This window comes from Pseudomonas sp. zfem002 (genome assembly GCF_032621685.1).
Classification (GTDB): Bacteria; Pseudomonadota; Gammaproteobacteria; order Pseudomonadales; family Pseudomonadaceae; genus Aquipseudomonas; species Aquipseudomonas japonica.
In genome coordinates this window covers 26,836-52,149 of record NZ_JAVYJH010000006.1, presented here as the reverse complement: position 1 = coordinate 52,149, position 25,314 = coordinate 26,836, and the positions used below count along the sequence as shown (strand labels likewise).

The 25,314-nt window shown below is 65.6% G+C and carries 21 protein-coding genes; 11 read left to right on the top strand and 10 right to left on the bottom strand.

The window, feature by feature from the left end:
* Nucleotides 1–105 precede the first annotated feature (105 nt).
* The 8 genes from RTI28_RS10080 to bioB all read right to left on the bottom strand — a co-directional run bounded on the left by RTI28_RS10080 (nt 106) and on the right by bioB (nt 8,579).
* Nucleotides 106–1,389, bottom strand: coding sequence for a GGDEF domain-containing protein (locus RTI28_RS10080; protein ID WP_316920319.1), 1,284 nt, complete (start codon nt 1,387–1,389; stop codon nt 106–108).
* A 196-nt stretch (nt 1,390–1,585) separates the two neighbouring features.
* On the bottom strand, nt 1,586–3,391 hold the full coding sequence (locus tag RTI28_RS10075; protein ID WP_316920318.1) for a phenylacyl-CoA dehydrogenase: 1,806 nt from the start codon (nt 3,389–3,391) through the stop codon (nt 1,586–1,588).
* A 268-nt stretch (nt 3,392–3,659) separates the two neighbouring features.
* Nucleotides 3,660–3,956 carry a pyrroloquinoline quinone biosynthesis protein PqqE gene (locus tag RTI28_RS10070; protein ID WP_316920317.1) on the bottom strand — a complete coding sequence of 99 codons (297 nt, stop codon included), beginning with the start codon at nt 3,954–3,956 and terminating at the stop codon, nt 3,660–3,662.
* A 171-nt stretch (nt 3,957–4,127) separates the two neighbouring features.
* Nucleotides 4,128–4,808, bottom strand: coding sequence for a dethiobiotin synthase (gene bioD, locus RTI28_RS10065; RefSeq protein ID WP_316920316.1), 681 nt, complete (start codon nt 4,806–4,808; stop codon nt 4,128–4,130).
* Between the two features lie 2 nt (nt 4,809–4,810).
* On the bottom strand, nt 4,811–5,635 hold the full coding sequence (gene bioC, locus RTI28_RS10060; RefSeq protein ID WP_316920315.1) for a malonyl-ACP O-methyltransferase BioC: 825 nt from the start codon (nt 5,633–5,635) through the stop codon (nt 4,811–4,813).
* Nucleotides 5,628–6,359 carry an alpha/beta fold hydrolase gene (locus RTI28_RS10055; protein WP_042124000.1) on the bottom strand — a complete coding sequence of 244 codons (732 nt, stop codon included), beginning with the start codon at nt 6,357–6,359 and terminating at the stop codon, nt 5,628–5,630. Before RTI28_RS10055 ends, bioC begins: the two co-directional genes overlap by 8 nt.
* On the bottom strand, nt 6,352–7,524 hold the full coding sequence (bioF, locus tag RTI28_RS10050) for an 8-amino-7-oxononanoate synthase (RefSeq protein WP_316920314.1): 1,173 nt from the start codon (nt 7,522–7,524) through the stop codon (nt 6,352–6,354). The genes RTI28_RS10055 and bioF overlap by 8 nt, the downstream gene beginning before the upstream one ends.
* Complete coding sequence (gene bioB / locus RTI28_RS10045) at nt 7,521–8,579, bottom strand: biotin synthase BioB (RefSeq protein ID WP_316920313.1); 1,059 nt, start codon at nt 8,577–8,579, stop codon at nt 7,521–7,523. The genes bioF and bioB overlap by 4 nt, the downstream gene beginning before the upstream one ends.
* An 89-nt stretch (nt 8,580–8,668) precedes the next feature.
* Between bioB and RTI28_RS10040 the strand changes: the two genes are divergently transcribed.
* The 5 genes from RTI28_RS10040 (at nt 8,669) to rarD (ending at nt 14,293) form a co-directional block, all read left to right on the top strand.
* Entirely contained in the window at nt 8,669–9,406 is a 738-nt protein-coding gene (locus RTI28_RS10040; protein ID WP_316920312.1) for a ComF family protein, read from the top strand.
* Nucleotides 9,407–9,465: 59 nt separating this feature from the next.
* Entirely contained in the window at nt 9,466–10,230 is a 765-nt protein-coding gene (locus tag RTI28_RS10035; protein ID WP_316920311.1) for a TOBE-like domain-containing protein, read from the top strand.
* Between the two features lie 64 nt (nt 10,231–10,294).
* Nucleotides 10,295–12,196 (top strand): PhoX family phosphatase, encoded by a 1,902-nt coding sequence (locus RTI28_RS10030; protein WP_316920310.1) that lies wholly within the window; start codon nt 10,295–10,297, stop codon nt 12,194–12,196.
* A 174-nt stretch (nt 12,197–12,370) separates the two neighbouring features.
* Nucleotides 12,371–13,345: a serine/threonine protein kinase gene (locus RTI28_RS10025; protein WP_316920309.1), complete on the top strand. Its 975-nt coding sequence runs from the start codon at nt 12,371–12,373 to the stop codon at nt 13,343–13,345.
* A gap of 60 nt (nt 13,346–13,405) precedes the next feature.
* Nucleotides 13,406–14,293, top strand: a complete 888-nt coding sequence (rarD, locus tag RTI28_RS10020; RefSeq protein ID WP_042124013.1) for an EamA family transporter RarD — start codon at nt 13,406–13,408, stop codon at nt 14,291–14,293.
* 226 nt (nt 14,294–14,519) lie between these two features.
* On the opposite strand, the gene RTI28_RS10015 is transcribed toward rarD, so the two are convergent.
* A complete protein-coding gene (locus RTI28_RS10015; protein ID WP_316920308.1) occupies nt 14,520–15,038 on the bottom strand; it encodes a glycine cleavage system protein R in 519 nt (172 codons plus the stop codon).
* A gap of 440 nt (nt 15,039–15,478) precedes the next feature.
* On the opposite strand from RTI28_RS10015, the gene RTI28_RS10010 reads away from it, so the two are divergent.
* Nucleotides 15,479–17,656 carry a malate synthase G gene (locus RTI28_RS10010; protein WP_316920307.1) on the top strand — a complete coding sequence of 726 codons (2,178 nt, stop codon included), beginning with the start codon at nt 15,479–15,481 and terminating at the stop codon, nt 17,654–17,656.
* Between the two features lie 124 nt (nt 17,657–17,780).
* Here the strand turns inward: RTI28_RS10010 and RTI28_RS10005 are convergent, their stop codons facing one another.
* Nucleotides 17,781–18,221, bottom strand: a complete 441-nt coding sequence (locus tag RTI28_RS10005; RefSeq protein WP_316920398.1) for a response regulator — start codon at nt 18,219–18,221, stop codon at nt 17,781–17,783.
* 211 nt (nt 18,222–18,432) lie between these two features.
* Here RTI28_RS10005 and RTI28_RS10000 point away from each other — a divergent pair, with 211 nt between their 5' ends.
* From RTI28_RS10000 to RTI28_RS09980, 5 genes are all read left to right on the top strand, one after another.
* Nucleotides 18,433–20,370, top strand: a complete 1,938-nt coding sequence (locus RTI28_RS10000; protein ID WP_316920306.1) for a putative nucleotidyltransferase substrate binding domain-containing protein — start codon at nt 18,433–18,435, stop codon at nt 20,368–20,370.
* Complete coding sequence (locus RTI28_RS09995; protein WP_316920305.1) at nt 20,367–21,077, top strand: 3'-5' exonuclease; 711 nt, start codon at nt 20,367–20,369, stop codon at nt 21,075–21,077. The genes RTI28_RS10000 and RTI28_RS09995 overlap by 4 nt, the downstream gene beginning before the upstream one ends.
* Before the next feature lie 118 nt (nt 21,078–21,195).
* The gene (locus tag RTI28_RS09990) at nt 21,196–21,714 is read left to right on the top strand and encodes an RNA polymerase sigma factor (protein ID WP_316920304.1); all 519 of its coding nucleotides are present in this window, start codon (nt 21,196–21,198) and stop codon (nt 21,712–21,714) included.
* Nucleotides 21,711–22,691, top strand: coding sequence for a FecR family protein (locus RTI28_RS09985; RefSeq protein WP_316920303.1), 981 nt, complete (start codon nt 21,711–21,713; stop codon nt 22,689–22,691). Before RTI28_RS09990 ends, RTI28_RS09985 begins: the two co-directional genes overlap by 4 nt.
* A gap of 192 nt (nt 22,692–22,883) precedes the next feature.
* Nucleotides 22,884–25,310 (top strand): TonB-dependent siderophore receptor, encoded by a 2,427-nt coding sequence (locus RTI28_RS09980; protein WP_316920302.1) that lies wholly within the window; start codon nt 22,884–22,886, stop codon nt 25,308–25,310.
* Nucleotides 25,311–25,314: the final 4 nt, after the last annotated feature.

Genomic DNA, 25,314 nt, shown 5'->3' with positions numbered 1-25,314 from the left:
TGGATCGTGGGTAGTCCCTGCGGGACCGTTACGTAAGGTCTCGAGTGTAACCGAACAACTTTTTAGACACATAGGGTCATCAAGAGACTGCCAGGTCACCTCTGGTCACGCCACCCGCATGGCCCCGCGCCGCTCCTTCTGCCCGTGAGCCATCACGCAGTTGCGACCCGCGCCCTTGGCGCTGTAGAGCGCCTGGTCGGCGGATTTCAGCACTTCGTCGGGTGAACGATGCTCGGGCTGGCGTTCGCAGGCGCCGATACTGATGGTCACCGACACACTGTTGGCCCCCGCCGAGCCGCGACGCTGGCGCCCCTGCTGGTCGTCCTGCGGACGGTTCTCCTGGTTGCGCAGCTGGATAGCATAGTTGGCGATCATTTCACGCACCGCTTCCAGATGGGGAATGCACTCCTCGAGGGTCTTGCCGGCGAACACCAGGGCGAATTCCTCGCCGCCGTAGCGATAGGCGCGCCCGCCGCCAGTGACCTTGGACAGCTTGCTCGCCACCAGACGCAGCACCTGGTCGCCGACGTCGTGGCCGTGGGTGTCGTTGAATTTCTTGAAGTGATCGACGTCGGTCATCGCCAGCACATAGTTGCGCCCGAGGCGCTGCATGCGCTCGTTCAGCGCGCGGCGACCGGGCAGGCCGGTGAGCTCGTCGCGGAAGGCCATCTGGTAGGCCTCGTGGGAGACCGCGGCAGCGATCATCAGCATCACCTGGCTGCACATGATGTTCAGGGTGAAGGGCAGGATGAAGGTCTGTGGCAGCATCCAGAAGATGCCGACCAGGCCGATGATCTGCGCCGCATGCAACGGCCGCGGCTCGCGCAGGTACTGGGCGACGAGGACGACGAAGGCGAGGAAGAACATCGGGTAGGACATCTGGATCAGGCTCATCCACTGCCCATGCAGCGCCGGCCAGCGGATCTCCGCCAGCCAGGCCAGCAGCACCTGCGGGTAGCTCTGCTCCAGGCCCAGGGCGACACTGCCCACCGCCAGCAGCACGGCGAAGCGCGCCACCATGTCCTGGAACAGGTGGGTGCGCTCCTGCCAGGCGCCGAACAGGGCGAACAGCATCGGCAGCAGCAGGCAGACCAGATGGAACACCACCGCGGCGTCCTCGCGCACCCGGCCGTGGTCGCGGTAGAAGTCGGTCTGGGTATCGAGCAGGTAGTAGGCGATGTACACGGTGATCATCAGGAACAGCTCGCGCTGACGCCGATACACCGCGCAGTAGGCACCGCCGAGCAGCAGCACCAGGGTCGGCAAGACGTTGAACAGCGAGGTGAAGAACACCGACAGGTCGCGCACGTAGGCGGCCGCCAGCCCCGAGATCAGGAGGAACAGACCCGGCAGGAAGTGACTCAGTCGTACAGCGGAAAAACGAAACAAGAGAACTCTCCGATCCAGCAGATCGATAATGTCATTGTGCCTCCACTGTATCGACAATGCACATGAATAGATAAATTTCTGGCGCCAATTTATTTAACGGCAGTAGGAGCTGGCTTGCCTGCTCCTAGAACCACATTTGCGACACAAAAAAAACGCCTGCCGGTGAGGGCAGGCGTTTTTCAGTGCAGCAGATGACTCAGTACGACAGGCCGAAATGCTCTTCGTCCATCGCCATCAGGTTGTTGGCACCGGACAGCATGGTCGCCACATGGGTGCGGGTACGCGGCAGGATGCGCTGGAAGTAGAAGCGCGCGGTCTGCAGCTTGGCGGTGTAGAAGGCTTCCTCGCTGGTGCCGGCGGCCAGTTTCTCGGCGGCCAGGCGAGCGATGTCGGCCCAGAAGTAGGCCAGGCAGGCGTAGCCGGAGTACATCAGGTAGTCCACCGAAGCGGCACCGACTTCCTCGCGATCCTTCATGGCAGCCATGCCGACCTTCATGGTCAGTTCGCCCCACTCCTTGTTCAGCGCGGCCAGCGGCTCGACGAATTCCTTGACGGCTTCGTTGCCTTCCTGGGCCTGGCAGAACTTGTGCACGATCCTGGTGAAGCCCTTCAGCGCTTCGCCCTGGGTCATCAGCACTTTGCGGCCCAGCAGGTCGAGGGCCTGGATGCCGGTGGTGCCTTCGTACAGCATGGAGATACGGCTGTCGCGCACGTTCTGCTCCATGCCCCACTCGGCGATGAAGCCGTGGCCACCGTAGATCTGCACGCCGTGGTTGGCGGATTCGAAGCCGACTTCGGTCATGAACGCCTTGGCGATCGGAGTCATGAAGGCCAGCAGTGCGTCGGCCTTCTTCTTCTCTTCCTCGTCCTGGCTGTACTTGACGATGTCCACCTGCTTGGCGGTGAAGTAGACCATGGCGCGGTTGCCTTCGGCGAAGGCCTTCATGGTCAGCAGCATGCGACGCACGTCCGGGTGGACGATGATCGGGTCAGCCGCCTTGTCCGGGGCTTTCGGGCCAGTCAGCGAGCGCATCTGCAGACGGTCGCGAGCGTATTTCAGGCCACCCTGGAACGCCACTTCGGCGTGGGCCAGGCCTTGCAGCGCGGTACCCAGGCGAGCGGTGTTCATGAAGGTGAACATGCAGTTCAGGCCTTTGTTGGCCGGGCCGATCAGGTAGCCGGTGGCCGCGTCGAAGTTCATCACGCAGGTGGCGTTGCCGTGGATGCCCATCTTGTGCTCGAGGGAGCCACAGGTCACCGCGTTGCGCTCGCCCACGCCGCCTTCGGCGTTGACGTGGAACTTCGGCACGATGAACAGGGAAATACCCTTGGTGCCGGCCGGCGCGTCGGGCAGGCGAGCCAGGACGATATGGACGATGTTGTCGGCCATGTCGTGTTCACCGGCGGAGATGAAGATCTTGGTGCCGGTGATCTTGTAGGAACCGTCGGCCTGGGGTTCGGCCTTGGTGCGCAGCATGCCCAGGTCGGTACCGCAGTGTGGCTCGGTCAGGCACATGGTGCCGGTCCACTCGCCGGAAACCAGCTTGGTCAGGTAGGTGTGCTGCTGTTCGGCGGTGCCGTGGGCGGACAGGGTGTTCATCGCGCCGTGGGACAGGCCAGGGTACATGCCCCAGGACCAGTTGGACTCGCCGACCATCTCGCTGATCGCCAGACCCAGCGACTCCGGCAGGCCCTGGCCGCCGTGGTCGAGGTCATGGGCCAGGCTCGGCCAGCCGCCTTCGACGAACTGCTTGTAGGCTTCCTTGAAGCCGGTCGGGGTCTTCACGCCCGACTCGCTCCAGGTGCAGCCTTCCAGGTCACCGACGCGGTTCAGCGGGGCCAGTACCTGTTCACAGAACTTCGCGCCCTCTTCGAGGATGGCGTCGACCATGTCCGGCGTGGCGTCCTGGCAACCCGGCAGGCTCTGATAGTGCGCTTCATAGCCGAGCAGTTCATCACGGACGAAACGAATATCACGCAAGGGGGCTTTGTAATCAGGCATAGCGATGAACCTCTGCTGATGAATCCTGGTTAGGGTAGAGAGACCACACCGACCAGCTCTAGGCGGCTTTCGGTCAAACAGTTGTTTGAAACATACGTTTACGCCTGGTGCTTGTCAAGCACCCTGCCGATGGCGCTTTTGCCATCGTCCATACGCGGTAGAAAGTGAGGAGAAGTCTGAAAGACGCGCAGGCAAACGCCGGCCGCAACGGCCAAAGCGCTGAAGAATAAAGGCTATTCGGAAAAGATGAGGCGTGAGACGGCGTGTCTCAGGCGTAGGTGTCGATCAGCGTACCGAGCATTTCGTCCGATGCTTTGGCCACTTTGACACCGAGTTCGACCTGGTGCTTGCCCATGGCCTGTTCGACGCTGGCGGTGGCCAGGTCCATCTGCTGGCTGCGATCGACGGAACGCAGGCGCTCGGCCTGGAAGTCGCTGGACTGGCTGGTGGCGGCGCGCTCCACGGTGGTGTTGGCAATCTGGCCGGCGGCCTGGTCGACCCGCTGCTGCCCGGCCTGAATGGCGCCCAGGCCGGCATAGAATGCGGAACTGCCCGAGATTTCCATTTCATCACTCCAGAAAAGCTGAACACGTAGATGGCAATACAGTGGCCTATTGAAGCAGAGCCGGGCGGAAAATGCCGTTGAAAAACGCTAATGGCAATGGGCTTCCCAATAGACAACAACAAAATGCGCGGATTATCTGTAGGAGCGTGGTTTGCCTGCGAAAGGCCCCCTTCAATCCAGCAGATCCAGCTGCAGATGATCCGCCACCGCCTCCGCCGAAACCATCTTCAGCTTCGGCACCCGCCCCAGGCATGGCGCCGGCAGGCGCTCGGCCAGGCTGGCGAGGTTCTCCTCCAGCCGCGAGGTCCGCGCATCGACGATGTTGGCGACCCATCCCGCCAGTTGCAAGCCATCCCGGGCGATCGCTTCGGCACTGAGCAAGGCATGGTTGATGCAGCCCAGGCGCACCCCCACCACCAGGATCACCGGCAAGCGCAAGGCCACCGCCAGGTCCGACAGGTTGGCATGATGGGACAACGGCACGCGCCAGCCCCCCGCGCCTTCGATCAGGGTGAAGTCGGCACCCTGCGCCAGCACCTCGCGCATCGGCCCGAGCAGGCTCTGCACGCTGAGTTCGACCCCCGCCTCGCGCGCCGCCAGGTGCGGGGCGATGGCCGGTTCGAAGGCGTACGGATTGATGCGTTCATAAGGCAACTGCACCGAGCTCTGCGCCATCAGCGCCAGGGCATCGCTGTTGCGCAGGCCCTTGGGCGTGACCTCACAGCCGGAGGCCACAGGCTTGGCGCCGAGCGTGCTGAGCCCGGCCTGGCGGGCGGCCTGCAGCAGGCCGGCGGCGATGGTGGTCTTGCCCACGTCGGTATCGGTTCCGGCGATGAAGTAGGCCGCGGCCATGGTCACTCCCCTTCTGTCAGCGGCTTGCGCAGGACACCGTAGACCACCTGGTAGGTGGCCGGCAGCCCCCGCGGCTGGCGAAACTGCTCGTAAGCCTGCAGCAATCCCTGCATCCGCGCCCGTCCGGTGAGCCCGGCGGGGCGGCCGGGATTGAGGTTGTGCGCACCCAGTGCTTTCAATTCATGGGTCAGATTGCGCACATCAGGGTAGTGCAACACATGGGGTTGTGCCTGCAGGCCGAGCAGCTCCAGGCCGCTGTCGTCGCAGAGGCGCTGGTAATCCTCGAAGCGGCGGAAGCGGTTCACATGCACCAGGCCATCCACCGCCTCCCAGCTCGCCCGCAGTTCGTGCAGGGTGCCGACGCACAGGCTGGAGAAAGCCAGCACGCCGCCAGGCTGCAGGACCCGCCGCGCCTCGCCCAGCACCGCACGAAAATCCGCGCACCATTGCACCGCCAGGCTGGAGAACATCAGGTCGGCGCAGGCATCGCGCAGCGGCAGGCGTTCGGCGTCGCCGGCCACGTGATACTGCGCACCGCCGGCCTCGCGGGCATGACGCAGCATGCCTTCGGCGATGTCCACGGCGACACCGAGCCCCGCGGTGTAACGCGCCTGCAACTGGCGACTGAAATAGCCGGTACCGCTGCCCAGGTCGACCCAGCAGCGTGGCTGCAGGTCCTGCGGCAACTGGGCCAGCAGATGACTGCCCACCGCCCGCTGCAGCTCGGCGACGCTGTCGTAGCTGGCGGCGGCGCGGGAGAACGACGCAGCGACCTGGCGCTTGTCGGGCAAGGCGCCGGGCAGGCCCGGCCGGGAAAGATCAGTCATCGCCACTCTCGTGCAGGAAGGTCTTGATACTGGCGGCCAGCTCTTGCGGGTATTCGAGGATGAAGGCGTGGGACGCCTCCTCCACCAGGCCCACTTCGACATCCGGCAGCCAGTCGCTCAGGGCCCGGGCCGCCTCGGCCGGGACCAGTTGGTCGGCGCCGGCGAACAGGTGCAGTTGCGGTCCGCCATAGGCTTGCAGCGCCGCGCGGGTATCGAGGCGGCCGAGCACTTCCAGGCCCTTCACCAGCAGTACCGGATCGGTATCCGGCACGCCGACGCCCAGTTGCCGGATCAGGCTGCGCGGCTCCTGCGCGCCTTCGCTGCACAGCGACTTGAAGCGCTTGAGGGTCACCGCGGTATGGCTGCGGCAGCCGTCGACGAAGGTTTCGAAGGTGTCCACCGGCATGCCGTCCGGCCAGTCGGCACGGGCGACGAAGCTCAGGTTGCTGCCCAGGGTCAGCAGGCCGCAGCACCGATCGCCACGGCGCGCCGCCAGTTCGGCGGCGAGCATGCCGCCCAGCGACCAGCCGCCGAGCCAGGTGTCCTGGGGCAGGCGCCGGTCGAGTTCGTCGAGCCAGGCCTGCGGGTCATCGCTGACCAGCGCCGGCAAGGCTGCCAGTTCGACCCGCAGCCCGGCGTCCTGGGCCCGCAGACTGGCCGCCAGCGGTTCCAGCGCGGCGCTGCCCAGGCCCCAGCCCGGCAGAAGAATCAGATGGTTACGCATCGACAGGCTCCAGCAGCGGATAGCACTCGGCCAATGCTTTCAACAATAGCTGGACCTGCGCCGCGCTGTGCGCGGCGGTCAGGGTCACGCGCAGGCGGGCGCTGCCGGCGGGCACGGTCGGTGGACGGATCGCGGTGACCAGCAGGCCACGCTCGCGCAGCATCCGCGACAGCTGCATGGCGCGCCCGGCATCGCCGATCAGGATCGGCTGGATCGGCGTGAAGCTGTCCATCAGTTGCAGGCCGATGGCCTCGGCGCCACTGCGGAACTGCGCGATCAGCGCCGCCAGGTGCTCGCGACGCCAGTGCTCGTCGCGCAGCAGGCTCAGGCTTTTCAGGGTCGCGCAGGCCAGCGCCGGAGGCTGGCTGGTGGTGTAGATGTAAGGACGGGCGAACTGCACCAGGCTCTCGATCAGTTCCTCGCTGCCGGCAACGAAGGCGCCGGCGGTACCGAAGGCTTTGCCCAGGGTGCCGACCAGCACCGGCAGGTCCTCCAGGCCCAGACCGAAATGCTCGGCCACGCCGCCGCCGTGACGACCGAGGGTGCCGAAGCCGTGGGCGTCGTCGACCATCAGCCAGGCGCCTTTGCTCCGCGCGCGCTTGACCAGTGCCGGCAGGTCGGCGATATCGCCATCCATGCTGAACACGCCATCGGTGACCACCAGGGTATTGCCCTCGGCCTTGTCCAGGCGCTTGTCGAGGCTGTCGGCGTCGTTGTGCAGGTAGCGGCTGAAGCGCGCCCCGCTGAGCAGGCCGGCGTCCAGCAGCGAGGCGTGGTTGAGGCGGTCCTGCAACACCGTGTCGCCCTGCCCCACCAGCGCGGTAACCGCGCCGAGGTTGGCCATGTAGCCGGTGGTGAACAGCAGGGCCCGCGGACGCCCGGTAAACGCGGCGAGGGCTTCTTCCAGCTCGTGGTGCGGCGTGCTGTGGCCGACCACCAGGTGCGACGCACCACCACCCACGCCCCAGCGCTCGGCACCGGCACGCCAGGCGGCGATCACCTCGGGGTGATTGGCCAGGCCAAGGTAGTCGTTGCTGCAGAACGCCAGCAGCGCCTGCCCGTCCACCACCACTTCAGGTCCCTGCGGGCTCTGCAACAGCGGGCGCTGGCGATACAGGTCGGCGGCGCGCCGCTGTTCGAGGCGCGCGCGAAGATCGAAGGTCATGCGGACGCGGCGTCGTAGAACAGCTCGCTGCTCTTCTGCTCGATCAGCGCCTGCTCGATGGCGGCCTGGTGCACTTCGTCGGCGTGCTCTTCACGCGCCTCGGGCTTGATGCCGAGGCGAGCGAACAGCTGCATGTCCTTGTCGGCCTGCGGGTTGGCGGTGGTCAGCAGTTTCTCGCCGTAGAAGATCGAGTTGGCCCCGGCCATGAAGGCCAGCGCCTGCATCTGCTCGTTCATCTGCTCGCGGCCGGCGGACAGGCGCACATGGGATTTCGGCATGAGGATCCGCGCCACCGCGAGCATGCGGATGAAGTCGAACGGATCGACGTCCTCGGCATTTTCCAGCGGCGTGCCGGCGACCTTGACCAGCATGTTGATCGGCACCGACTCCGGGTGCTCCGGCAGGTTGGCCAGCTGGATCAGCAGGCCGGCGCGGTCGTCCAGCGACTCGCCCATGCCGAGGATGCCGCCGGAGCAGATCTTCATCCCGGCATCGCGCACATAGGCCAGGGTCTGCAGACGCTCGCTGTAGGTGCGGGTGGTGATGATACTGCCGTAGAACTCCGGCGAGGTGTCGAGGTTGTGGTTGTAGTAGTCCAGGCCGGCCTGGGCCAGGGCCAGGGTCTGTTCCTGGTCGAGGCGGCCGAGGGTCATGCAGGTTTCCAGGCCCATGGCCTTGACCCCTTTGACCATCTCCAGCACGTAGGGCATGTCCTTGGCCGACGGGTGCTTCCACGCCGCGCCCATGCAGAAGCGGGTGGAGCCGATGGCCTTGGCCCGGGCGGCTTCCTCGAGGACCTTCTGCACTTCCATCAGTTTCTGCTTGTCCAGGCCGGTGTTGTAGTGGCCGGACTGCGGGCAGTATTTGCAGTCTTCCGGACAGGCACCGGTCTTGATCGACAGCAGGGTCGAGACCTGCACGCGGTTGGGGTCGAAATGCGCACGGTGCACAATCTGCGCCTGGAACAGCAGGTCATTGAACGGCTGCTGGAACAGGGCTTTGACTTCGGCCAGGGACCAGTCGTGACGAAGCGTTGCAGTTGTGCTGGCGCTCATGGGCGTTTCCTTGTTTAGGCTTGTACTGGCGCCGGGATCGGATTGCCCGCCAGCGCATCACGGATAGCCCGCATAGTTAAGGAAGCCCAATGCGCTGTCAACCATGCAATAAATCGTCGGTTTACATCTGCTCAAATAATAACCACACCTGTTTATTGTGCGACGAACCCGCCGGCCAGACCCATCCCGTCTGCGTTCCCTGCGAAAGCGAACTGCCCTGGCTCGACGAGCATTGCCGCATCTGCGCCCTGCCCTTGCCGATCAACGGTCTGCTCTGCGCCCAGTGCGCGCGGCGGCGTCCGGCCTTTCGTCAGGTCGAGGCGCCGTGGCACTACGGATTCCCGATCGACAGCCTGATCACCCGCTTCAAGCATCAGCGCCAATGGCCGTTGGGGCGCTTGCTGGCCTCGATGCTCGGCAACTGGCTGAGCCATCGCTTCGACGAAGGCCTGCCGCGTCCGGCCCTGCTGTTGCCGGTGCCCATGGCCAGCCGCCGGCTGCGCCAGCGCGGCTACAACCAGGCGGCAATGCTGGGCGAGTGGCTCGCCGCGCAACTGGCGATCCCCTGCGCCAGCGATCTGCTCAGCCGTCCGCGCGACACCCCGGCGCAGCAGGCACTGGACGCCCGCGCGCGCCGGCGCAACCTGAAGAATGCCTTCGCCCTCGCCGATCCCGCCGCGATCGAGGGTCGCCATGTGGCCCTGGTGGACGACGTGCTGACCACCGGCGCCACCGCCCAGGCCCTGGCGCGCTTGCTGCGCGACGGCGGCGCGGCACGGGTCGATGTCTACTGCCTGGCACGCACGCCACGCCCCGGCAATGCTTGACTTGATGCAGGCAGGCGGGCACTTTCCTGCCGATCATCGTCAGCTTTCGTACCGACCCCATGCCCTTGCCCGCCCCCCTGACCCAGCACATTGTCCGTCGTCCGCAACGCATCGCGCTGTTGCAGCACATTGATGAGCAAGGCTCCATCACCCGCGCCGCGAAAGCCGCCGGCATGAGCTACAAGGCCGCCTGGGACGCCATCGACGAACTCAACAACCTCGCCGCCCGGCCGCTGGTCGAGCGCAGCACCGGCGGACGTGGCGGCGGTGGCGCGCGCCTGTCGGACGAAGGCCGGCGCGTGCTGCGCCTGTACCAGCGCCTGCAGGTGCTCCAGGCGCAGATCCTCGAGGAAGCCGAGGACAGCAGCGACCTCGACCTGCTCGGGCGCCTGATGCTGCGCACCAGCGCGCGTAACCAGCTGCATGGCCGGGTCAGCGCCATCCACGCGCAGGGGCGCAACGACACCATCGAACTGACCCTGGCCGGCGGCCTGCGCATCGAGGCGCAGATCACCCATGACAGCACCCAGCGCCTGGAGCTGGAGCCGGGTACCGCAGTGGTCGCCCTGATCAAGGCCGGCTGGCTGGAACTGGCTCCCGTCGACGCGCCGGTGCCCGCGGGCAGCAACAGCCTGGAGGCGGACATCGAGGAAGTGCTGGAGGATCCCCAGGGCCCCAGCGAGTTGCGCCTGACCCTGCGCAGCGGGCAGATCCTCTGCGCCTTTGCCGAGGCCGAATGGTTGAAGACCCACGACCTGGGCGTCGGAAAGGCCCTGCAGGTGCGTTTCCTGCCCAGCTATGTGCTGCTCGGCACGCCGGTCTGAATTCCTCCACAAAACTGTCATGGAGGCTGATTAAGGTGACTGCCAAAACCGCAGGAAGCCTGTCATGAACCTCCTAGAAGAAAACCAGCCGACCGATCTCGAGCAGATGGTCGGCCTCAGCCGTCGCCGTTTCATCGGTGCCGGTGCCTTGTGTGGTGCCGCGCTGTTTCTCGGTGGCAACCTGCTCAGCCGCAGCGTCCTGGCGGACAGCGTGCGTGCCGCCAGCACCGGTCTGCTCGGCTTCAGCGGGATCCCCGCCGCCACCGCCGACGGCATCAGCCTGCCTCCCGGCTACAAGGCCTCGGTACTGATCAGCTGGGGCCAGCCGCTGCATGCCGACGTACCGGCCTTCGACCCGTCCGGCAAGGGCACCGCCAAGGCCCAGGAACGGCAGTTCGGCGACAACAACGACGGCATGAGCCTGTTCCCCTTCCCCGGCGATGAAAACCGGGCGCTGATGGCGATCAACAACGAATACACCAACTACCGCTACCTGTTCGACCACGGTGGCCAGCCGGCCAATGCCGAGGACGTGCACAAGGCCCAGGCCGCCGAAGGCGTGTCGGTCATCGAGATCCGGCGCCAGGACGGCCAGTGGCAGTTCGTCCAGGACTCGAAATACAACCGCCGCATCCACGGCAACACGCCGATGCGCTTCGGCGGCCCGGCCGCCGGCGATGCCTGGCTGCGCACCGCCGCCGACAACAGCGCAAGCAAGGTGCTCGGCACCTTCCAGAACTGCGCCAACGGCAAGACCCCGTGGGGCACCTACCTGACCTGCGAAGAGAACTTCACCGACTGCTTCGGCAGCAGCGATCCGCAGCAGGCCTTCGACGCCGGGCAGAAGCGCTACGGTGCCTCGGTGACCGGCAAGGAGGTCAACTGGCACCAGCATGACCCGCGCTTCGACCTGGCGAAGAATCCCAACGAGTTGAATCGCCATGGCTGGGTGGTGGAGATCGATCCGTTCGATCCGCAGTCCACCCCGATCAAGCGCACCGCCCTCGGCCGCTTCAAGCACGAGAACGCTGCCCTCGGCGAAACCCGTGACGGCCGCGCCGTGGTGTACATGGGCGACGACGAGCGCGGCGAGTTCATCTACAAGTTCATCAGCCGCGAACGCATCGACCACAAGAACCCCAGCGCCAACCGCAACCTGCTCGACCACGGCACCCTCTACGTGGCGCGTTTCGACCAGGGCGACGGCAACCCGGACCATCCGCAGGGCCAGGGCCAGTGGCTGGAACTGAGCCACGGCAAGAACGGCCTGAACGCCGCCGCCGGCTTCGCCAACCAGGCCCAGGTCCTGATCCACGCGCGCCTCGCCGCCAGCCATCTGCAGGCCACGCGCATGGACCGTCCGGAGTGGATCGTGGTCAGCCCCAAGGATGGCCAGGTCTATTGCACCCTGACCAACAACGTCAAACGCGGCGAGGAAGGGCAGCCGGCCGGCGGCCCCAATCCGCGGGAGAAGAACGTCTACGGACAGATCCTGCGCTGGCGCGAGACGGGCGATGACCATGCCTCGATGACGTTCGCCTGGGACCTCTTCGTGGTCGCCGGCAACCCGCAGGTCCATCCGGGCGCGGCCAAGGGCGGGTCGAGCAACATCAACGCGCAGAACATGTTCAACAGCCCCGACGGTCTCGGTTTCGACCCGGATGGCCGGCTGTGGATCCTCACCGACGGCGACTACAGCAACGCCGGGGACTTCGCCGGCATGGGCAACAACCAGATGCTCTGCGCAGATCCCGCAAGCGGCGAGATCCGCCGCTTCATGGTCGGACCGGTGGCCTGCGAAGTGACCGGGATCGCCTTCGCGCCGGACCAGAAGACCCTGTTCGTGGGCATCCAGCATCCGGGCGAGACCGGCGGCTCGACCTTCCCGGAGCATCTGCCGAACGGTAAGCCGAGGTCGTCGGTGATGGCGATCACCCGGGAGGATGGCGGCGTCATCGGCGCCTGATAGCTGAGTCGCGCCGCCCCCGTAGGAGCGCGGCTTGCCCGCGAAAGGACCGCGCAGCGGTCCCGAATCGGCATTACCCGGTATCGGGACCGCTGCGCGGTCCTTTCGCGGGCAAGCCGCGCTCCTACGCGGGCGGGCCTGGGTTACCATGGCTGAAACAGCAGGAGCCCGCGCATGTCCCCCCCCTTCGATTCCCTCACCCCCGACCTGGTCCTCGATGCCATCGAAAGCCAGGACCTGCTCAGCGACGCCCGCGTCCTCGCCCTCAACAGCTACGAGAACCGCGTCTACCAGGTCGGCATCGAGGGCGCCGAGCCGCTGATCGCCAAGTTCTACCGCCCCGACCGCTGGAGCGATGCGGCGATCCTCGAGGAACATGCCTTCACCGCCGAACTCGCCGAATGCGAAGTGCCGGTGGTCGCCCCGCTGCTGCACAACGGCAAGACCCTGTTCGAACATGCGGGCTTTCGCTTTGCCCTGTTCCCCCGCCGCGGCGGGCGCGCGCCGGAACCGGGCAATCTCGACCAGCTCTACCGTCTCGGCCAGTTGCTCGGCCGCCTGCACGCGGTCGGCGCCAGCCGGCCCTTCGAGCACCGCGAACAGCTGGCGGTGGACAACTTCGGCCACGCCTCGCTGGCCACCCTGCTCGACGGCGACTTCATCCCGAAAAGCCTGCTGCCGGCCTTCGAATCGGTGGCCCGCGACCTGCTCAAGCGCATCGAGGCCATCTACGCCCGCACCCCGCACCAGACCATCCGTCTGCACGGCGACTGCCACCCCGGCAACATGATGTGCCGCGACGAAGTCTTCCATCTCGTCGACCTCGACGACTGCCGCATGGGCCCGGCGGTACAGGACCTGTGGATGATGCTCGCCGGCAGCCGCGAGGAACGCCTCGGGCAACTGGCGGAACTGATGGACGGCTATAACGAATTCCACGACTTCGACCCGCGCCAGCTGGCCCTGATCGAGCCCCTGCGCGGCCTGCGCCTGCTGCACTACAGCGCCTGGCTGGCGCGGCGCTGGGACGATCCGGCGTTCCCGCGCAGCTTCCCGTGGTTCGGCCAGGAGCGTTACTGGGGCGACCAGATTCTCGCCCTGCGCGAACAATGCGCGGCGCTGGACGAAGAGCCCCTGAAATTGTTCTAGAAGCCAGCGGCAGTCTGTCTACAATAGCCGCGCATTTAGCTAGCTAAGCAAGGATTACAAATGACTGCCGCCAACCCGCGTCGCGGGTACATTCTCGGCCTGACCGCCTACATCATCTGGGGCCTGTTCCCCATCTACTTCAAACTGCTGCAAAGCGTCCCCGCGGTGGAGATCATCGTTCACCGGGTGCTCTGGTCGGCGCTGTTCGGTTCGTTGCTGCTGCTGGTCTGGAAGCATCCGGGCTGGTGGCGCGAGCTGCGCGACAACCCGCGGCGCCTGGCGATCCTGGCCCTGAGCGGGGCGCTGATCGCCTTCAACTGGCTGACCTACGTCTGGGCGGTGAACAACGGGCGCATGCTCGAAGCCAGCCTCGGCTACTACATCAACCCGCTGGTCAACGTGCTGCTGGGCATGCTGCTGCTCGGCGAGCGCCTGCGCCGCCTGCAATGGATCGCGGTGGGCCTGGCGGCCCTGGGAGTGGCCCAGCAGGTGTGGCAGGTGGGCAGCCTGCCGTGGGTATCGCTGGCCCTGGCGCTGAGCTTCGGCTTCTACGGCCTGATCCGCAAACAGGCCCCTGTAGCGGCGCTGCCCGGTCTTGTAGTGGAAACCTGGATGCTGGTGCCCATCGCACTCGGCTGGCTGTTGCTCAACCCCGCGGCGAGCAGCGTCCAGCCCGAGTTCTTCAGCACCAGCCAGGCCCTGTGGCTGATCGCCGCCGGCCCCGTGACCCTGGTCCCGCTGGTGAGCTTCAACGCCGCTGCGCGCCACCTGCCCTACACCACCCTGGGCTTCCTGCAGTACCTGGCGCCGACCCTGGTGCTGCTGCAGGCGGTGCTGCTGTTCGACGAGCACCTGTCGCACAGCACGCTGATTGCCTTCATGTTCATCTGGGCCGGCCTGGCCCTGTACAGCGTCGATGCCTGGCTGAGCCTGCGCAAACGCACCTGATCAATAATTGATCAATCCTCTGCAGGCCACGCCATTCGTAGCCTGCAGCGACCTCTCCCAAGGTTATCCACACCCTCATCCCCGCGCTTTGTGCACAAGCTGCTGATTTCTGGCGATTTTTTGCTCAATCGCCGGAAAGCCCCGGCGCGCCTGGGCTGGCGCGGTGGCTCCCCAGCTTATCCACAGGGCGATCCCCGTTAAAACGGGATAAGTGAACGGGGGATAACTACTCTTCCGGGCGTAGTTCCAGCTCCACCATCAGGTCGTCGGCGAGCGCTTCGAGGCGGGACTGCAGGCTATCCAGCGACAGGGTCAGCGGCACCGCCAGCAACGCATCGGCATGGAACAGCGGCTCGCTGCTCATCGGCGCCGGGCGCACATCGGTGCTCAGGCGCTCGACGTTGACCCCCTGTTCCGCCAGCAGGCGGGTGATATCGCGGACGATGCCCGGGCGGTCGTTGCCGACCAGGCTCATGGCGATCGGCTTCCAGGTGCAGGACGGCTCGATCCCGCTCTCGGCGATGAGCACGCGGATCCCACGCTCGCCCAGAGCCTGCAGGGCATCGACCAGTTCGTCGTGGGATTCGGCCGGCACGGCGATGCGCAGGATCCCGGCGAATTGCCCGGCCATGCGCGACATGCGGCTCTCCAGCCAGTTGCCGTTGTGCTCGGCGATGGTTTGGGCGATACGCTCGACCTGGCCAGCCTTGTCGGCGGCGATGACGGTGAGGACAAGATGATTCACGCGGACGACCCTCTGCTGGAAAACCCGTGGAAACCCCGTGGCGGTGGGGCGTCGGGAAAGTATAGGCAAGGCGCGGCAACCTGCCGCAGGCGCGTTGAAAATCAAATCGTGTACTGTTTTAAGATTTATCTGGAACAATCCACTCGTTTTTTGCGAACATATAGCCTCCCAGCACGACCCCTTGCGACCAAACGGTCGCGGAACGACGTATTTAGTCTGATTTTCACATGCGCAGCGCATCATGTAGTATGCCGCAGCGCGGACTACAAAACGTCCGATCCGATGTCTGCCAAAGCGCCTGTGAAAATGCGCAACCGCCCGCCAGACCCTCTGGCGAGCCGTACCCAGCCGTCCGTCAGGACATGCACTGGTGCCGTGTTTAGAGAAGCGTGTAAGGCGTAAATAGAAAAGCGAAATAGCTGAGCAGAGTGAGGCAAGCAATGACTGAACACGTTCAAGTCGGTGGCCTTCAGGTCGCCAAAGTCCTGTTCGACTTCGTGAACAACGAAGCCATTCCCGGAACCGGCGTCAGCGTCGAGAAGTTCTGGGCAGGTGCGGAAAAGATCATCAACGACCTCGCTCCAAAGAACAAAGCCCTGCTGAGCAAACGCGACACCCTGCAAGCGCAGATCGATGCCTGGCACCAGGCGCGCAAAGGCCAGGCACACGATGCCGTGGCGTACAAGGCATTCCTTCAGGAAATTGGTTATCTGCTGCCAGAAGCGGCGGACTTCCAGGTGTCCACTCAGAACGTCGATGACGAGATCGCCCGTGTCGCTGGCCCGCAGCTGGTGGTTCCGGTGATGAACGCACGTTTCGCCCTGAACGCCTCGAACGCCCGCTGGGGCTCGCTGTACGACGCGCTGTACGGCACCGACGCCATCAGCGAAGCCGACGGCGCGGAGAAGGGCAAAGGCTACAACAAGGTCCGCGGCGACAAGGTCATCGCCTTCGCCCGCGCCTTCCTCGACGAAGCCGCGCCACTGGCCGCCGGCTCCCATGTCGACGCCACCCGCTACAGCCTCGACGGCGGCAAGCTGGTCGTGGCCCTCAAGGGCGGCAGCAACAGCGGCCTGCGTGACGATGCACAACTGATCGGCTTCCAGGGCCAGGCCAGCGAGCCGACCGGCATCCTGCTCAAGCACAACGGCCTGCACTTCGAAATCCAGATCGACCCGACCACCCCGGTCGGCCAGACCGACGCCGCCGGCGTGAAGGACATCCTGGTCGAAGCCGCGCTGACCACCATCATGGACTGCGAAGACTCCGTCGCCGCCGTGGACGCCGACGACAAGGTCGTGGTCTACCGCAACTGGCTCGGCCTGATGAAGGGCGACCTGGCGGAAAGCGTGAGCAAGAACGGCCAGACCTTCACCCGCACCATGAACCCGGACCGCGAGTACACCACGGTCGATGGCGGCAGCGTCACCCTGCATGGTCGTTCGCTGCTGTTCGTGCGCAACGTCGGTCACCTGATGACCATCGACGCGATCCTCGACAAGGACGGCAACGAAGTGCCGGAAGGCATCCTCGACGGCCTGGTCACCAACCTGGCGGCGATGCACAACCTCAACGGCAACACCTCGCGCAAGAACACCCGTACCGGCTCGGTGTACATCGTCAAGCCGAAGATGCACGGCCCGGAAGAAGCCGCGTTCACCAACGAGCTGTTCGGCCGCATCGAAGACATGCTGGGCCTGCCGCACAACACCCTGAAAGTCGGGATCATGGACGAGGAGCGCCGTACCACGGTCAACCTCAAGGCCTGCATCAAGGCTGCCAGCGAGCGCGTGGTGTTCATCAACACCGGCTTCCTCGACCGTACCGGTGACGAGATCCACACCTCCATGGAAGCCGGCGCCATGGTGCGCAAGGGCACCATGAAGACGCAGAAATGGATCGGCGCCTACGAGAACTCCAACGTCGACATCGGCCTGGCCACCGGCCTGCAGGGTCGCGCGCAGATCGGCAAGGGCATGTGGGCCATGCCGGACCTGATGGCCGCGATGCTGGAACAGAAGATCGCCCACCCGCAGGCCGGTGCCAACACCGCCTGGGTACCGTCGCCGACCGCCGCCGCACTGCACGTGCTGCACTACCACAAGGTCAACGTCCAGGAGCGCCAGGCCGAACTGGCCAAGCGCGCGCCGGCTTCGGTCGACGACATCCTGACCATCCCGCTGGCGCCGGACACCAACTGGTCGGCGGAAGAGATCCGCAACGAGCTGGACAACAACGCCCAGGGCATCCTCGGCTATGTCGTGCGCTGGATCGACCAGGGCGTGGGTTGCTCGAAGGTGCCGGACATCAACGATGTCGGCCTGATGGAAGACCGCGCCACCCTGCGTATCTCCGCCCAACTGCTGGCCAACTGGCTGCGTCATGGCGTGGTGAGCGAGGAGCAGGTGCTGGAAAGCCTGAAGCGCATGGCGCCGGTGGTGGACAAGCAGAACGCCAACGACCCGCTGTATCGCCCGCTGGCACCGGACTTCGACAACAACATCGCCTTCCAGGCAGCGGTCGAGCTGGTGGTCGAGGGTACCAAGCAGCCGAACGGCTACACCGAGCCAGTGCTGCATCGTCGTCGTCGCGAGTACAAGGCGCGTAACGGCCTCTGATCCGCAGCGTCTGCAATTGGGACCGCCTTGCGGTCCTTCGCGGGCAAGCCACGCTCCTACGTCAATCCGATGCCCCGTAGGAGCGTGGCTTGCCCGCGAAGGCCTGCAAAGCAGGCCCGATCATTCAAACGCCCAGCTCCCTTCGCACCAACGGCATCAATTTCCCCACATCGATCGGCTTGAGCATGAAATCCACCACGCTCAGGTGCATCGCCGTGATCGCGTCCTGCACTTGCGCATCCCCGGAAATGATGATGATCGGCAACGCAGCCTTCTCCGACTCGCGAATCTTGCGGATCAGCTCCAGGCCGTCGAACGGCGTCATGCGCAGGTCGGTGATCAGCAGGCCGATATTCCGATCACCCAGGATCAGTTGCAGCGCCTGCTTCGCGCTGGTCAGCGCCAGGCTTTCTATTCCGTAGGTTTGCAGGATTTCCGCGAGCAGTTCGCTGGCATCTTCGTCGTCGTCGACGATCAGCACTTTCTGCGGCGTGATCGGGGGCGCCGTGACCTCTGCCAGCGCTTCGCGCTCGGCGTCGCTCAGTAAATCGTCGTGTTCAGCCATGGGCGTCTCGTCATCGTGACCTGCAGAATGTCCGGCAAATTCAAGTTCAGACTGCATTCGAAGCGCTTGCAACCTGCCTTTCGTCGGGCCATCGTCGGCCGCGCACCCTTTAGACTTACGTCCAATGGGCACCCGCTCCGCTGGCGGCCGACCATGAGGACCAATAACAACAATCGGTTTCGCCCGACGAAACCCCGAGACGGTGTCGCTGATGAGCAAAATGGACGCTTTCGACCAGGCCGGTAAAACCGCGGTAATGCAGAACATCCAGGGGACCATGCAGTTCCTGCAGCGTTTCCCGCCGTTCAACCAGATGGAGAACGCCCACCTGGCGTACCTGGTGGAACAGTGCCAGCTGCGCTTCTACGCCGCCGGCGACAGCATCATCAAGCCCGCCGACGGACCGGTGGAGCACTTTTTCATCGTCAAGCAGGGCCGCGTGGTCGGCGAACGCACCCATGTGGTCAAGGGCGATACCGAAACCACCTTCGAAATCACCCGCGGCGAATGCTTCCCGCTGGCCGCCCTGCTCGGCGAACGCGCCACCCGCACCGAGCACCTGGCGGGCGAGGACACCTTCTGCCTGCAACTGAACAAGGCCGCGTTCATCCGCCTGTTCGCCCTTTCCGACGTGTTCCGCGACTTCGCCCTGCGCGGGGTCAGCAGCCTGCTCGACCAGGTCAACCAGCAGGTCCAGCGGCGCGCCGTGGAGACCCTCGGCAACCAGTATTCGCTGAACACCCGCCTCGGTGAGCTGGCGATGCGTCATCCGGTGGTGTGCGCGCCGGGCACCAGCCTGCGCGAAGCGGTGCGGCTGATGGACGAAAGCCAGGTGGGCAGCATCGTCATCGTCGACGACGAGCGCTTCCCGGTGGGTATCTTCACCCTGCGCGACCTGCGCCAGGTGGTGGCCCGCGCCGACACCGACTTCAACGCGCCGGTGTCGGCGCACATGACCGCCTCGCCGTTCTACCTGACACCCCAGGCCAGTGCCTTCGACGCCGCCATCGCCATGACCGAGCGGCATATCGCCCACGTCTGCCTGGTGGAAGACCGCCGCCTGTGCGGCGTGGTCTCCGAGCGCGACCTGTTTTCCCTGCAACGGGTCGACCTGGTCCATCTGGCCCGCACCATCCGCAGCGCGCCGCGCCTGGAAAGCCTGGTGGCGCTGCGCGGCGAGATCGGCCAACTGGTCGAGCGCATGCTCGCCCACGGCGCCTCGTCGACGCAGATCACCCATATCATCACCCTGCTCAACGACCACACCGTGTGCCGGGTGATCGAACTGGCGATCGCGGAGAAGGGCGACCCCGGCGTGCCCTTCACCTGGTTGTGCTTCGGCAGCGAAGGCCGCCGCGAACAGACCCTGCACACCGACCAGGACAACGGCATCCTCTTCGAGGCCAGGGACGCGGTGGAAGCCGCCGAGATCCGCGCTCGCCTGCTGCCGCTGGCGCAGCACATCAACCAGAACCTGGCGCAATGCGGCTTCAGCCTGTGCAAGGGCAACATCATGGCCGGCAACCCCGAGCTGTGCCTGTCGCGCGCGGAATGGGCACGACGCTTTGCCGCCTTCATCCGCGAGGCGACCCCGGAAAACCTGCTGGCCTCCAGCATCTATTTCGACCTGCGGGTGGTCTGGGGCGATGACCGCGGCTGCGAGCAACTGCGCCAGGGCATCCTCGACCAGGTCGCCGACAACCGCCTGTTCCAGCGCATGATGGCGGACAACGCGCTGCGCCAGAAACCGCCGGTGGGACGCTTCCGCGAGTTCGTCCTGACCCGCAGCGGCAACGACAAGGCCGCCACCCTCGACCTCAAGGTCCAGGGCCTGACCCCCTTCGTCGACGGCGCGCGACTGCTGGCCCTGGCCAACGGCATCAGTGCCAACAACACCCTGGAGCGCCTGCGCCAGCTGGTGCAGAAGGACGTCATCGACGCGCTGGACGGCGGTGCCTTCGAGGAGGCCTACCACTTCATCCAGCAGACCCGCATGCAGCAGCACCAGATCCAGACCCGGCAGAACCTGCCGTATTCCAACCGCGTCGACCCGGACAACCTCAACGATCTCGACCGGCGCATCCTGCGTGAATCCCTGCGTCAGGCCCAGCGCCTGCAAAGCAGCCTGGCCCTGCGGTATCAACTATGAGTCTGTTTGCCTGGCTGCGGCCCAGCCAACCCGAACTTGGCGACGAGCAGCGCCAGCGCCTTGCGAACCTGGCCCCCGCACCGACCTGGAGCGAGCAGTCCCTGCGCCAGCAGCGCTGGGTGGTGCTGGACCTGGAAACCAGCGGCCTCAACGTCAACCGCGACCAGGTGCTGTCGATCGGCGCGGTGGTGATCGAGGACGGCGCCATCGACTTCAGCCAGCAGTTCGAACGCACCCTGCACCGCCACGACCACAAGCTGGCGCCGAGCACGCTGATCCATGGCCTGGCGCCGAGCGCCATCGCCGCCGGCTGCGACCCGGCGCAGGCGCTGCTGGACCTGATGGACTTCATCGGCGACAGCCCGCTGCTGGCCTTCCACGCCGGTTTCGACCAGCGCATGCTCAGCCGCGCACTCAAGGACAGCCTCGGCTACAAGCTGCAGCACCCGTTCATGGACGTCGCCGAACTGGCCCCGCTGCTCAACCCTGAGGTGGTGATGCGCCATGCCGGCCTCGACGACTGGGTCACCCATTTCGGCCTGCTAGTGGAAGAACGCCACAACGCCAGCGCCGATGCCCAGGTCACCGCCGAACTGAGCCTGATCCTCTTCAGCCAGGCCCGACGCCAGCAACTGGACAGTCCGAAACACCTGGAGCAGCGCCTGCAGAGCTGGCGGCGCAAGCGCCAGCACAGTCACGGCATGTAATACCTTTCCGGGAAAGACCGACGAGCAATCCGATGAGCGTTAATTGCACAGTGCCACGTGCTCTGACACAATCGCGAATAATTCTCGTTAGTTAACACACTCTTCTCCGGGGAACGCCTTGTCGTCGGTACCTAGCCCTCACAGCGAGCTGGTTGGCGCACTCTATCGCGATCATCGCGCCTGGCTGCTCGGCTGGTTGCGCCGCAACCTGGCCAGCGCCGAACGCGCCGAAGACCTGAGCCAGGACACCTTCGTCCGCCTGCTCGGTCGCGACGAGTTGCCGGCGCCGCGCCAGCCGCGCGCGTTCCTCATGGCCGTGGCCAAGGGCCTGCTGTTCGACCACTTCCGCCGTACCGCGCTGGAACAGGCCTGGCTGGAGGAACTGCTGCTGGTCCCGGAGGCCGAGCACCCTTCGCCGGAAACCCTGCACCTGATCCTCGAAGACCTCAAGGCCATCGACCGCCTGCTCGGCAAGCTGTCGAGCAAGGCCCGCGCGGCCTTCCTGCACAACCGCCTGGACGGCATGACCCACGCCGAAATCGCCGAGAAACTCGCGGTCTCCGTGCCCAGGGTGCGCCAGTACCTGGCCCAAGGCATGCGCCAGTGCTACATCGCCCTGTATGGCGAACCGACATGAGCCATTTCAATACCAACCCCGTATCCGCCCGGGTGCTCGATGCCGCGATCAACTGGCAGCTGTGCCTCGATTGCGGCAGCGGCAGCGCCCAGGAGCGCGCCGAGTTCGAACGCTGGCACGCCGCCAGTGAGGAACACGCCCGCGCCTGGTCGCAACTGGGCATGCTCGACCAGCGCTTCGCCGCGGCTGCCGGCCCGGCGCGCAAGGCCCTGCAGCAATCGCGCGTCAGCCTGCGCCAGCGCGCGCGCAAGCTGGGTGGCGGGTTGGCCAGCCTGGCGCTGGTCGCCGGCCTGCTCGGCTGGCTCAACGCGCACCAGAGCCTCGGCTACTGGCTGGCCGACCAGCGCACCGGCACCGGCGAACAACGCAGCCTGCGCCTGGACGACGGCACGCTGATCAGCCTGAACACCCATTCCGCCGTGGATATCCGCTACAGCGCCCGGGAGCGCCTGATCGTCCTGCACGAAGGCGAGATCTCCATCGAAACCGGGCACAAGGACAACGATGCCCGACCGTTCGTCGTCACCACCGGCGACGGCCGCATGCGCGCGCTGGGCACGCGCTTCCTGGTGCGCCTGGAAGACCAGGGCACGCGCCTGAGCGTGCTGCAGTCGGCGGTCGCGGCCAAGCCGCAGGACAGCGGCGTGGAGCAGGTGCTGCACGAAGGCCAGCAGGTGCTGATGAGCCATGACCACCTTGGTCGGGTCGGCACGCTGGGCCTCGGTGCCGATGCCTGGACCCGCGGCATGCTGGTGGTGGACAACGTGCGCCTGGGCGACCTGGTGGAAGAACTGGGCCGCTATCGCAGCGGTTACCTGGGAGTGGCGCCGGAAGTGGCCGACCTGCGGATCACCGGGAGCTTCCCGCTGCACGACACCGACCTGGCCCTGCAGTCGCTGCTGCCGACCCTGCCGGTGCAGGTGCAGCAGCGCACGCCGTGGTGGGTGACGGTGGTGGCGCGGACCGAGAAACCTTGAGTCATCGGGGACCGCTCCGCGGTCCTTCGCGGTGGTTCGTCACACGACGAGCCACACTCCTACCGGGTACGCGCCAATCCCGTGTTGCACCCCGGAAATCTAAATCGAAAATATTTTCACTAAGAGCCCTATCACTTTTCCCATCTCGCTCGGCATGGAGGCTAGTTAGCACAAATCCCGTCGAGGACCCGCATGACCCGCTCAATCGAAAGCTTCCTGCGTCCAAGCCTGCTGGCCATGGCCATTGCCATCGCCGCCCCCTTGGCCAGCACCCCGCTGATCGCCGCCGAAGCGCGCAGCTACAACCTGCCCGCCGCGCCGCTGGCCACCACCCTGAACCAGATCGCCAGCCAGGCCGGCATCGCCCTGGCCCTCGACCCGGCCCTGGCCAACGGTCGCACCTCGGCGCCGGTCAACGGTCAGTTCGACGGAGTCGCTGCACTGCAGCAGGCCCTGCGCGGGACCGGCCTGCAGCTGCAGCAGAGCAGCGCCGGGACCTACAGCCTGATCGTCGCCCCGCAAGGCAGCCTGGCCCTGCCGGAAACCAGCATCAACGCTGCCAGCCACTATGAAAGCGCCTGGGGCGCGGTGGATGGCTACACCGCCACCCGCACCGCCGCCGGGACCAAGACCGACACCGCCATCGCCGAACTGCCGCGCTCGCTGACCGTGGTCACCCGTGAGCAGATGGAAGACCGCCCGGTGCTCAACCTCAACGATGCCCTGCGCTACGCCGCCGGCGTGCAGAGCAGCGGCTACGGCTCCGACTCGCGCAGCGACTGGCTGCTGGTACGCGGCTTCGAGCCGACCCAGTTCCTCGACGGCCTGCCCCTGCCACGCGGCAACTACGCCACGCCGAAGATCGAAACCTGGAACCTGGAGCGCGTCGCCGTGCTGCGCGGCCCGGCCTCCTCCGTCTATGGCCAGACCCCGCCCGGCGGCCTGGTGGACATGGTCACCCGCCGCCCGCAAGCCGAGAACAGCAACGAGATCGAGGTCCAGGTCGGCAGCAACGAACACAAGCAGATCAACTTCGACAGCACCGGCAAGATCGACGACCAGGGCCAGTTCCTCTATCGCCTGAGCGGCACCGTGCGCGACAGTGGCTCGCCGATCGACCACGTTCCGGACAAGCGCTACAACCTGGCGCCAAGCGTGACCTGGAACATCAACGACGACACCAAGCTGACCTTCATCTCGCAGTTCACCCGCGACGATACCGGCATCACCGGCCAGTTCCTGCCGCTGCAGGGAACCAAGCTGGCCAGCGCGGCGGGCAAGATTTCCCACCACAAGAACCTCGGTGATCCGGACTGGGAATCCTACGACCGCACCTACTACGCCCTCGGCTATGCCTTCGAGACCCGCCTCAACGACATGTGGCAGTTCCGTCAGAACCTGCGCTACACGCGCAACGAGCTGGACTTCAAGGGCATCACCGCCGGCGGCATGATCTGGCCGGCCGGTCCGGACCAGGCGGTCCAGCCCGACGGCACCGTCAGCCGTACCGCCGGCATCGTCGAGGAAGACATCAGCCAGTTCGCCGTGGACAACAACTTCCAGGCCGACTTCCAGACCGGCGCGATCAGCCACACCCTGCTGCTCGGCCTCGACCACCAGCGCTCCACCGCCGACGCGCGCTGGCGCTGGGGCTCGGCCGGCGTGCCGTCGAGCAACATCCACCGGCCGATCTACGGACAGGACTTCTCCAACGTCCAGTACTTCGACATGTACAACTACAACCAGAAGATCCAGCAGACCGGCCTGTACGTGCAGGACCAGATGGCCCTGGACAACTGGCGCCTGACCCTCGGCGGCCGCGAGGACTGGGTCCACAACGGCACCACCTTCCACAACCAGGGCGATGCCACCACCACCCAGCGCGACAAGAAGTTCAGCGGCAACGCCGCGCTGAGCTACGTGTTCGATAACGGCATCACCCCGTACATCGCCTACGCCGAGTCCTTCCAGCCGGCGATCGGTACCCAGGTCGCCAGCACCAATGCGTTCAAGCCTACCGAAGGCAAGCAGTACGAACTGGGCATCAAGTACCAGCCACCGGGCAGCAACACCCTGCTGACCGCGGCCGTCTTCGACCTGACCCAGAAAAACCTCTCGGTGACCGAAGCCAACATCACCCGCCAGGTGGGCGAGGTACGCAACCGCGGCCTGGAGCTGGAAGCCACCTCCGACGTGAACGAGAACCTCAAGCTGGTCGCGTCCTACACCTACAACGACAGCGAAATCATCAAGGGCAACGACGGCGAGAAAGGCAACCGCCTCAAGCAGGTACCGCGCAACCAGGCCACCGCCTGGGCGGACTACACCTGGCGCAGCGGGCTGCTGGACGGCTTCGGCATCGGTGCCGGCGTGCGCTACGTGGGCGACACCTACGGCAACACCACCAACACCGATTGGGGTCATGTCGGCTCGTACACCATCTACGACGCCTCGGTGCACTACGACCTGGGCCGCGTCAACAGCAGCCTCAAGGGCGTGACCGTCGCCGTGGATGCGAAGAACCTGTTCAACAAGGACTACCTGTCCACCTGTGACGGCTACTACTGCTACTACGGCGACGAGCGCAACGTGGTCGCCAGCGTGAACTACAAGTTCTAAGCCG

Excerpts from the sequence above, each read along its gene's own strand:
- RTI28_RS10075 (WP_316920318.1), bottom strand. The coding sequence starts at position 3,391 with ATGCCTGATTACAAAGCCCCCTTGCGTGATATTCGTTTCGTCCGTGAT.
- RTI28_RS10070 (WP_316920317.1), bottom strand. The coding sequence starts at position 3,956 with ATGGAAATCTCGGGCAGTTCCGCATTCTATGCCGGCCTGGGCGCCATT.
- bioD (WP_316920316.1), bottom strand. The coding sequence starts at position 4,808 with ATGGCCGCGGCCTACTTCATCGCCGGAACCGATACCGACGTGGGCAAG.
- bioC (WP_316920315.1), bottom strand. The coding sequence starts at position 5,635 with ATGACTGATCTTTCCCGGCCGGGCCTGCCCGGCGCCTTGCCCGACAAG.
- RTI28_RS10055 (WP_042124000.1), bottom strand. The coding sequence starts at position 6,359 with ATGCGTAACCATCTGATTCTTCTGCCGGGCTGGGGCCTGGGCAGCGCC.
- bioF (WP_316920314.1), bottom strand. The coding sequence starts at position 7,524 with ATGACCTTCGATCTTCGCGCGCGCCTCGAACAGCGGCGCGCCGCCGAC.
- bioB (WP_316920313.1), bottom strand. The coding sequence starts at position 8,579 with ATGAGCGCCAGCACAACTGCAACGCTTCGTCACGACTGGTCCCTGGCC.
- RTI28_RS10040 (WP_316920312.1), top strand. The coding sequence starts at position 8,669 with ATGCGCTGTCAACCATGCAATAAATCGTCGGTTTACATCTGCTCAAAT.
- RTI28_RS10035 (WP_316920311.1), top strand. The coding sequence starts at position 9,466 with ATGCCCTTGCCCGCCCCCCTGACCCAGCACATTGTCCGTCGTCCGCAA.
- RTI28_RS10030 (WP_316920310.1), top strand. The coding sequence starts at position 10,295 with ATGAACCTCCTAGAAGAAAACCAGCCGACCGATCTCGAGCAGATGGTC.
- RTI28_RS10025 (WP_316920309.1), top strand. The coding sequence starts at position 12,371 with ATGTCCCCCCCCTTCGATTCCCTCACCCCCGACCTGGTCCTCGATGCC.
- rarD (WP_042124013.1), top strand. The coding sequence starts at position 13,406 with ATGACTGCCGCCAACCCGCGTCGCGGGTACATTCTCGGCCTGACCGCC.
- RTI28_RS10010 (WP_316920307.1), top strand. The coding sequence starts at position 15,479 with ATGACTGAACACGTTCAAGTCGGTGGCCTTCAGGTCGCCAAAGTCCTG.
- RTI28_RS10005 (WP_316920398.1), bottom strand. The coding sequence starts at position 18,221 with ATGGCTGAACACGACGATTTACTGAGCGACGCCGAGCGCGAAGCGCTG.
- RTI28_RS10000 (WP_316920306.1), top strand. The coding sequence starts at position 18,433 with ATGAGCAAAATGGACGCTTTCGACCAGGCCGGTAAAACCGCGGTAATG.
- RTI28_RS09995 (WP_316920305.1), top strand. The coding sequence starts at position 20,367 with ATGAGTCTGTTTGCCTGGCTGCGGCCCAGCCAACCCGAACTTGGCGAC.
- RTI28_RS09985 (WP_316920303.1), top strand. The coding sequence starts at position 21,711 with ATGAGCCATTTCAATACCAACCCCGTATCCGCCCGGGTGCTCGATGCC.
- RTI28_RS09980 (WP_316920302.1), top strand. The coding sequence starts at position 22,884 with ATGACCCGCTCAATCGAAAGCTTCCTGCGTCCAAGCCTGCTGGCCATG.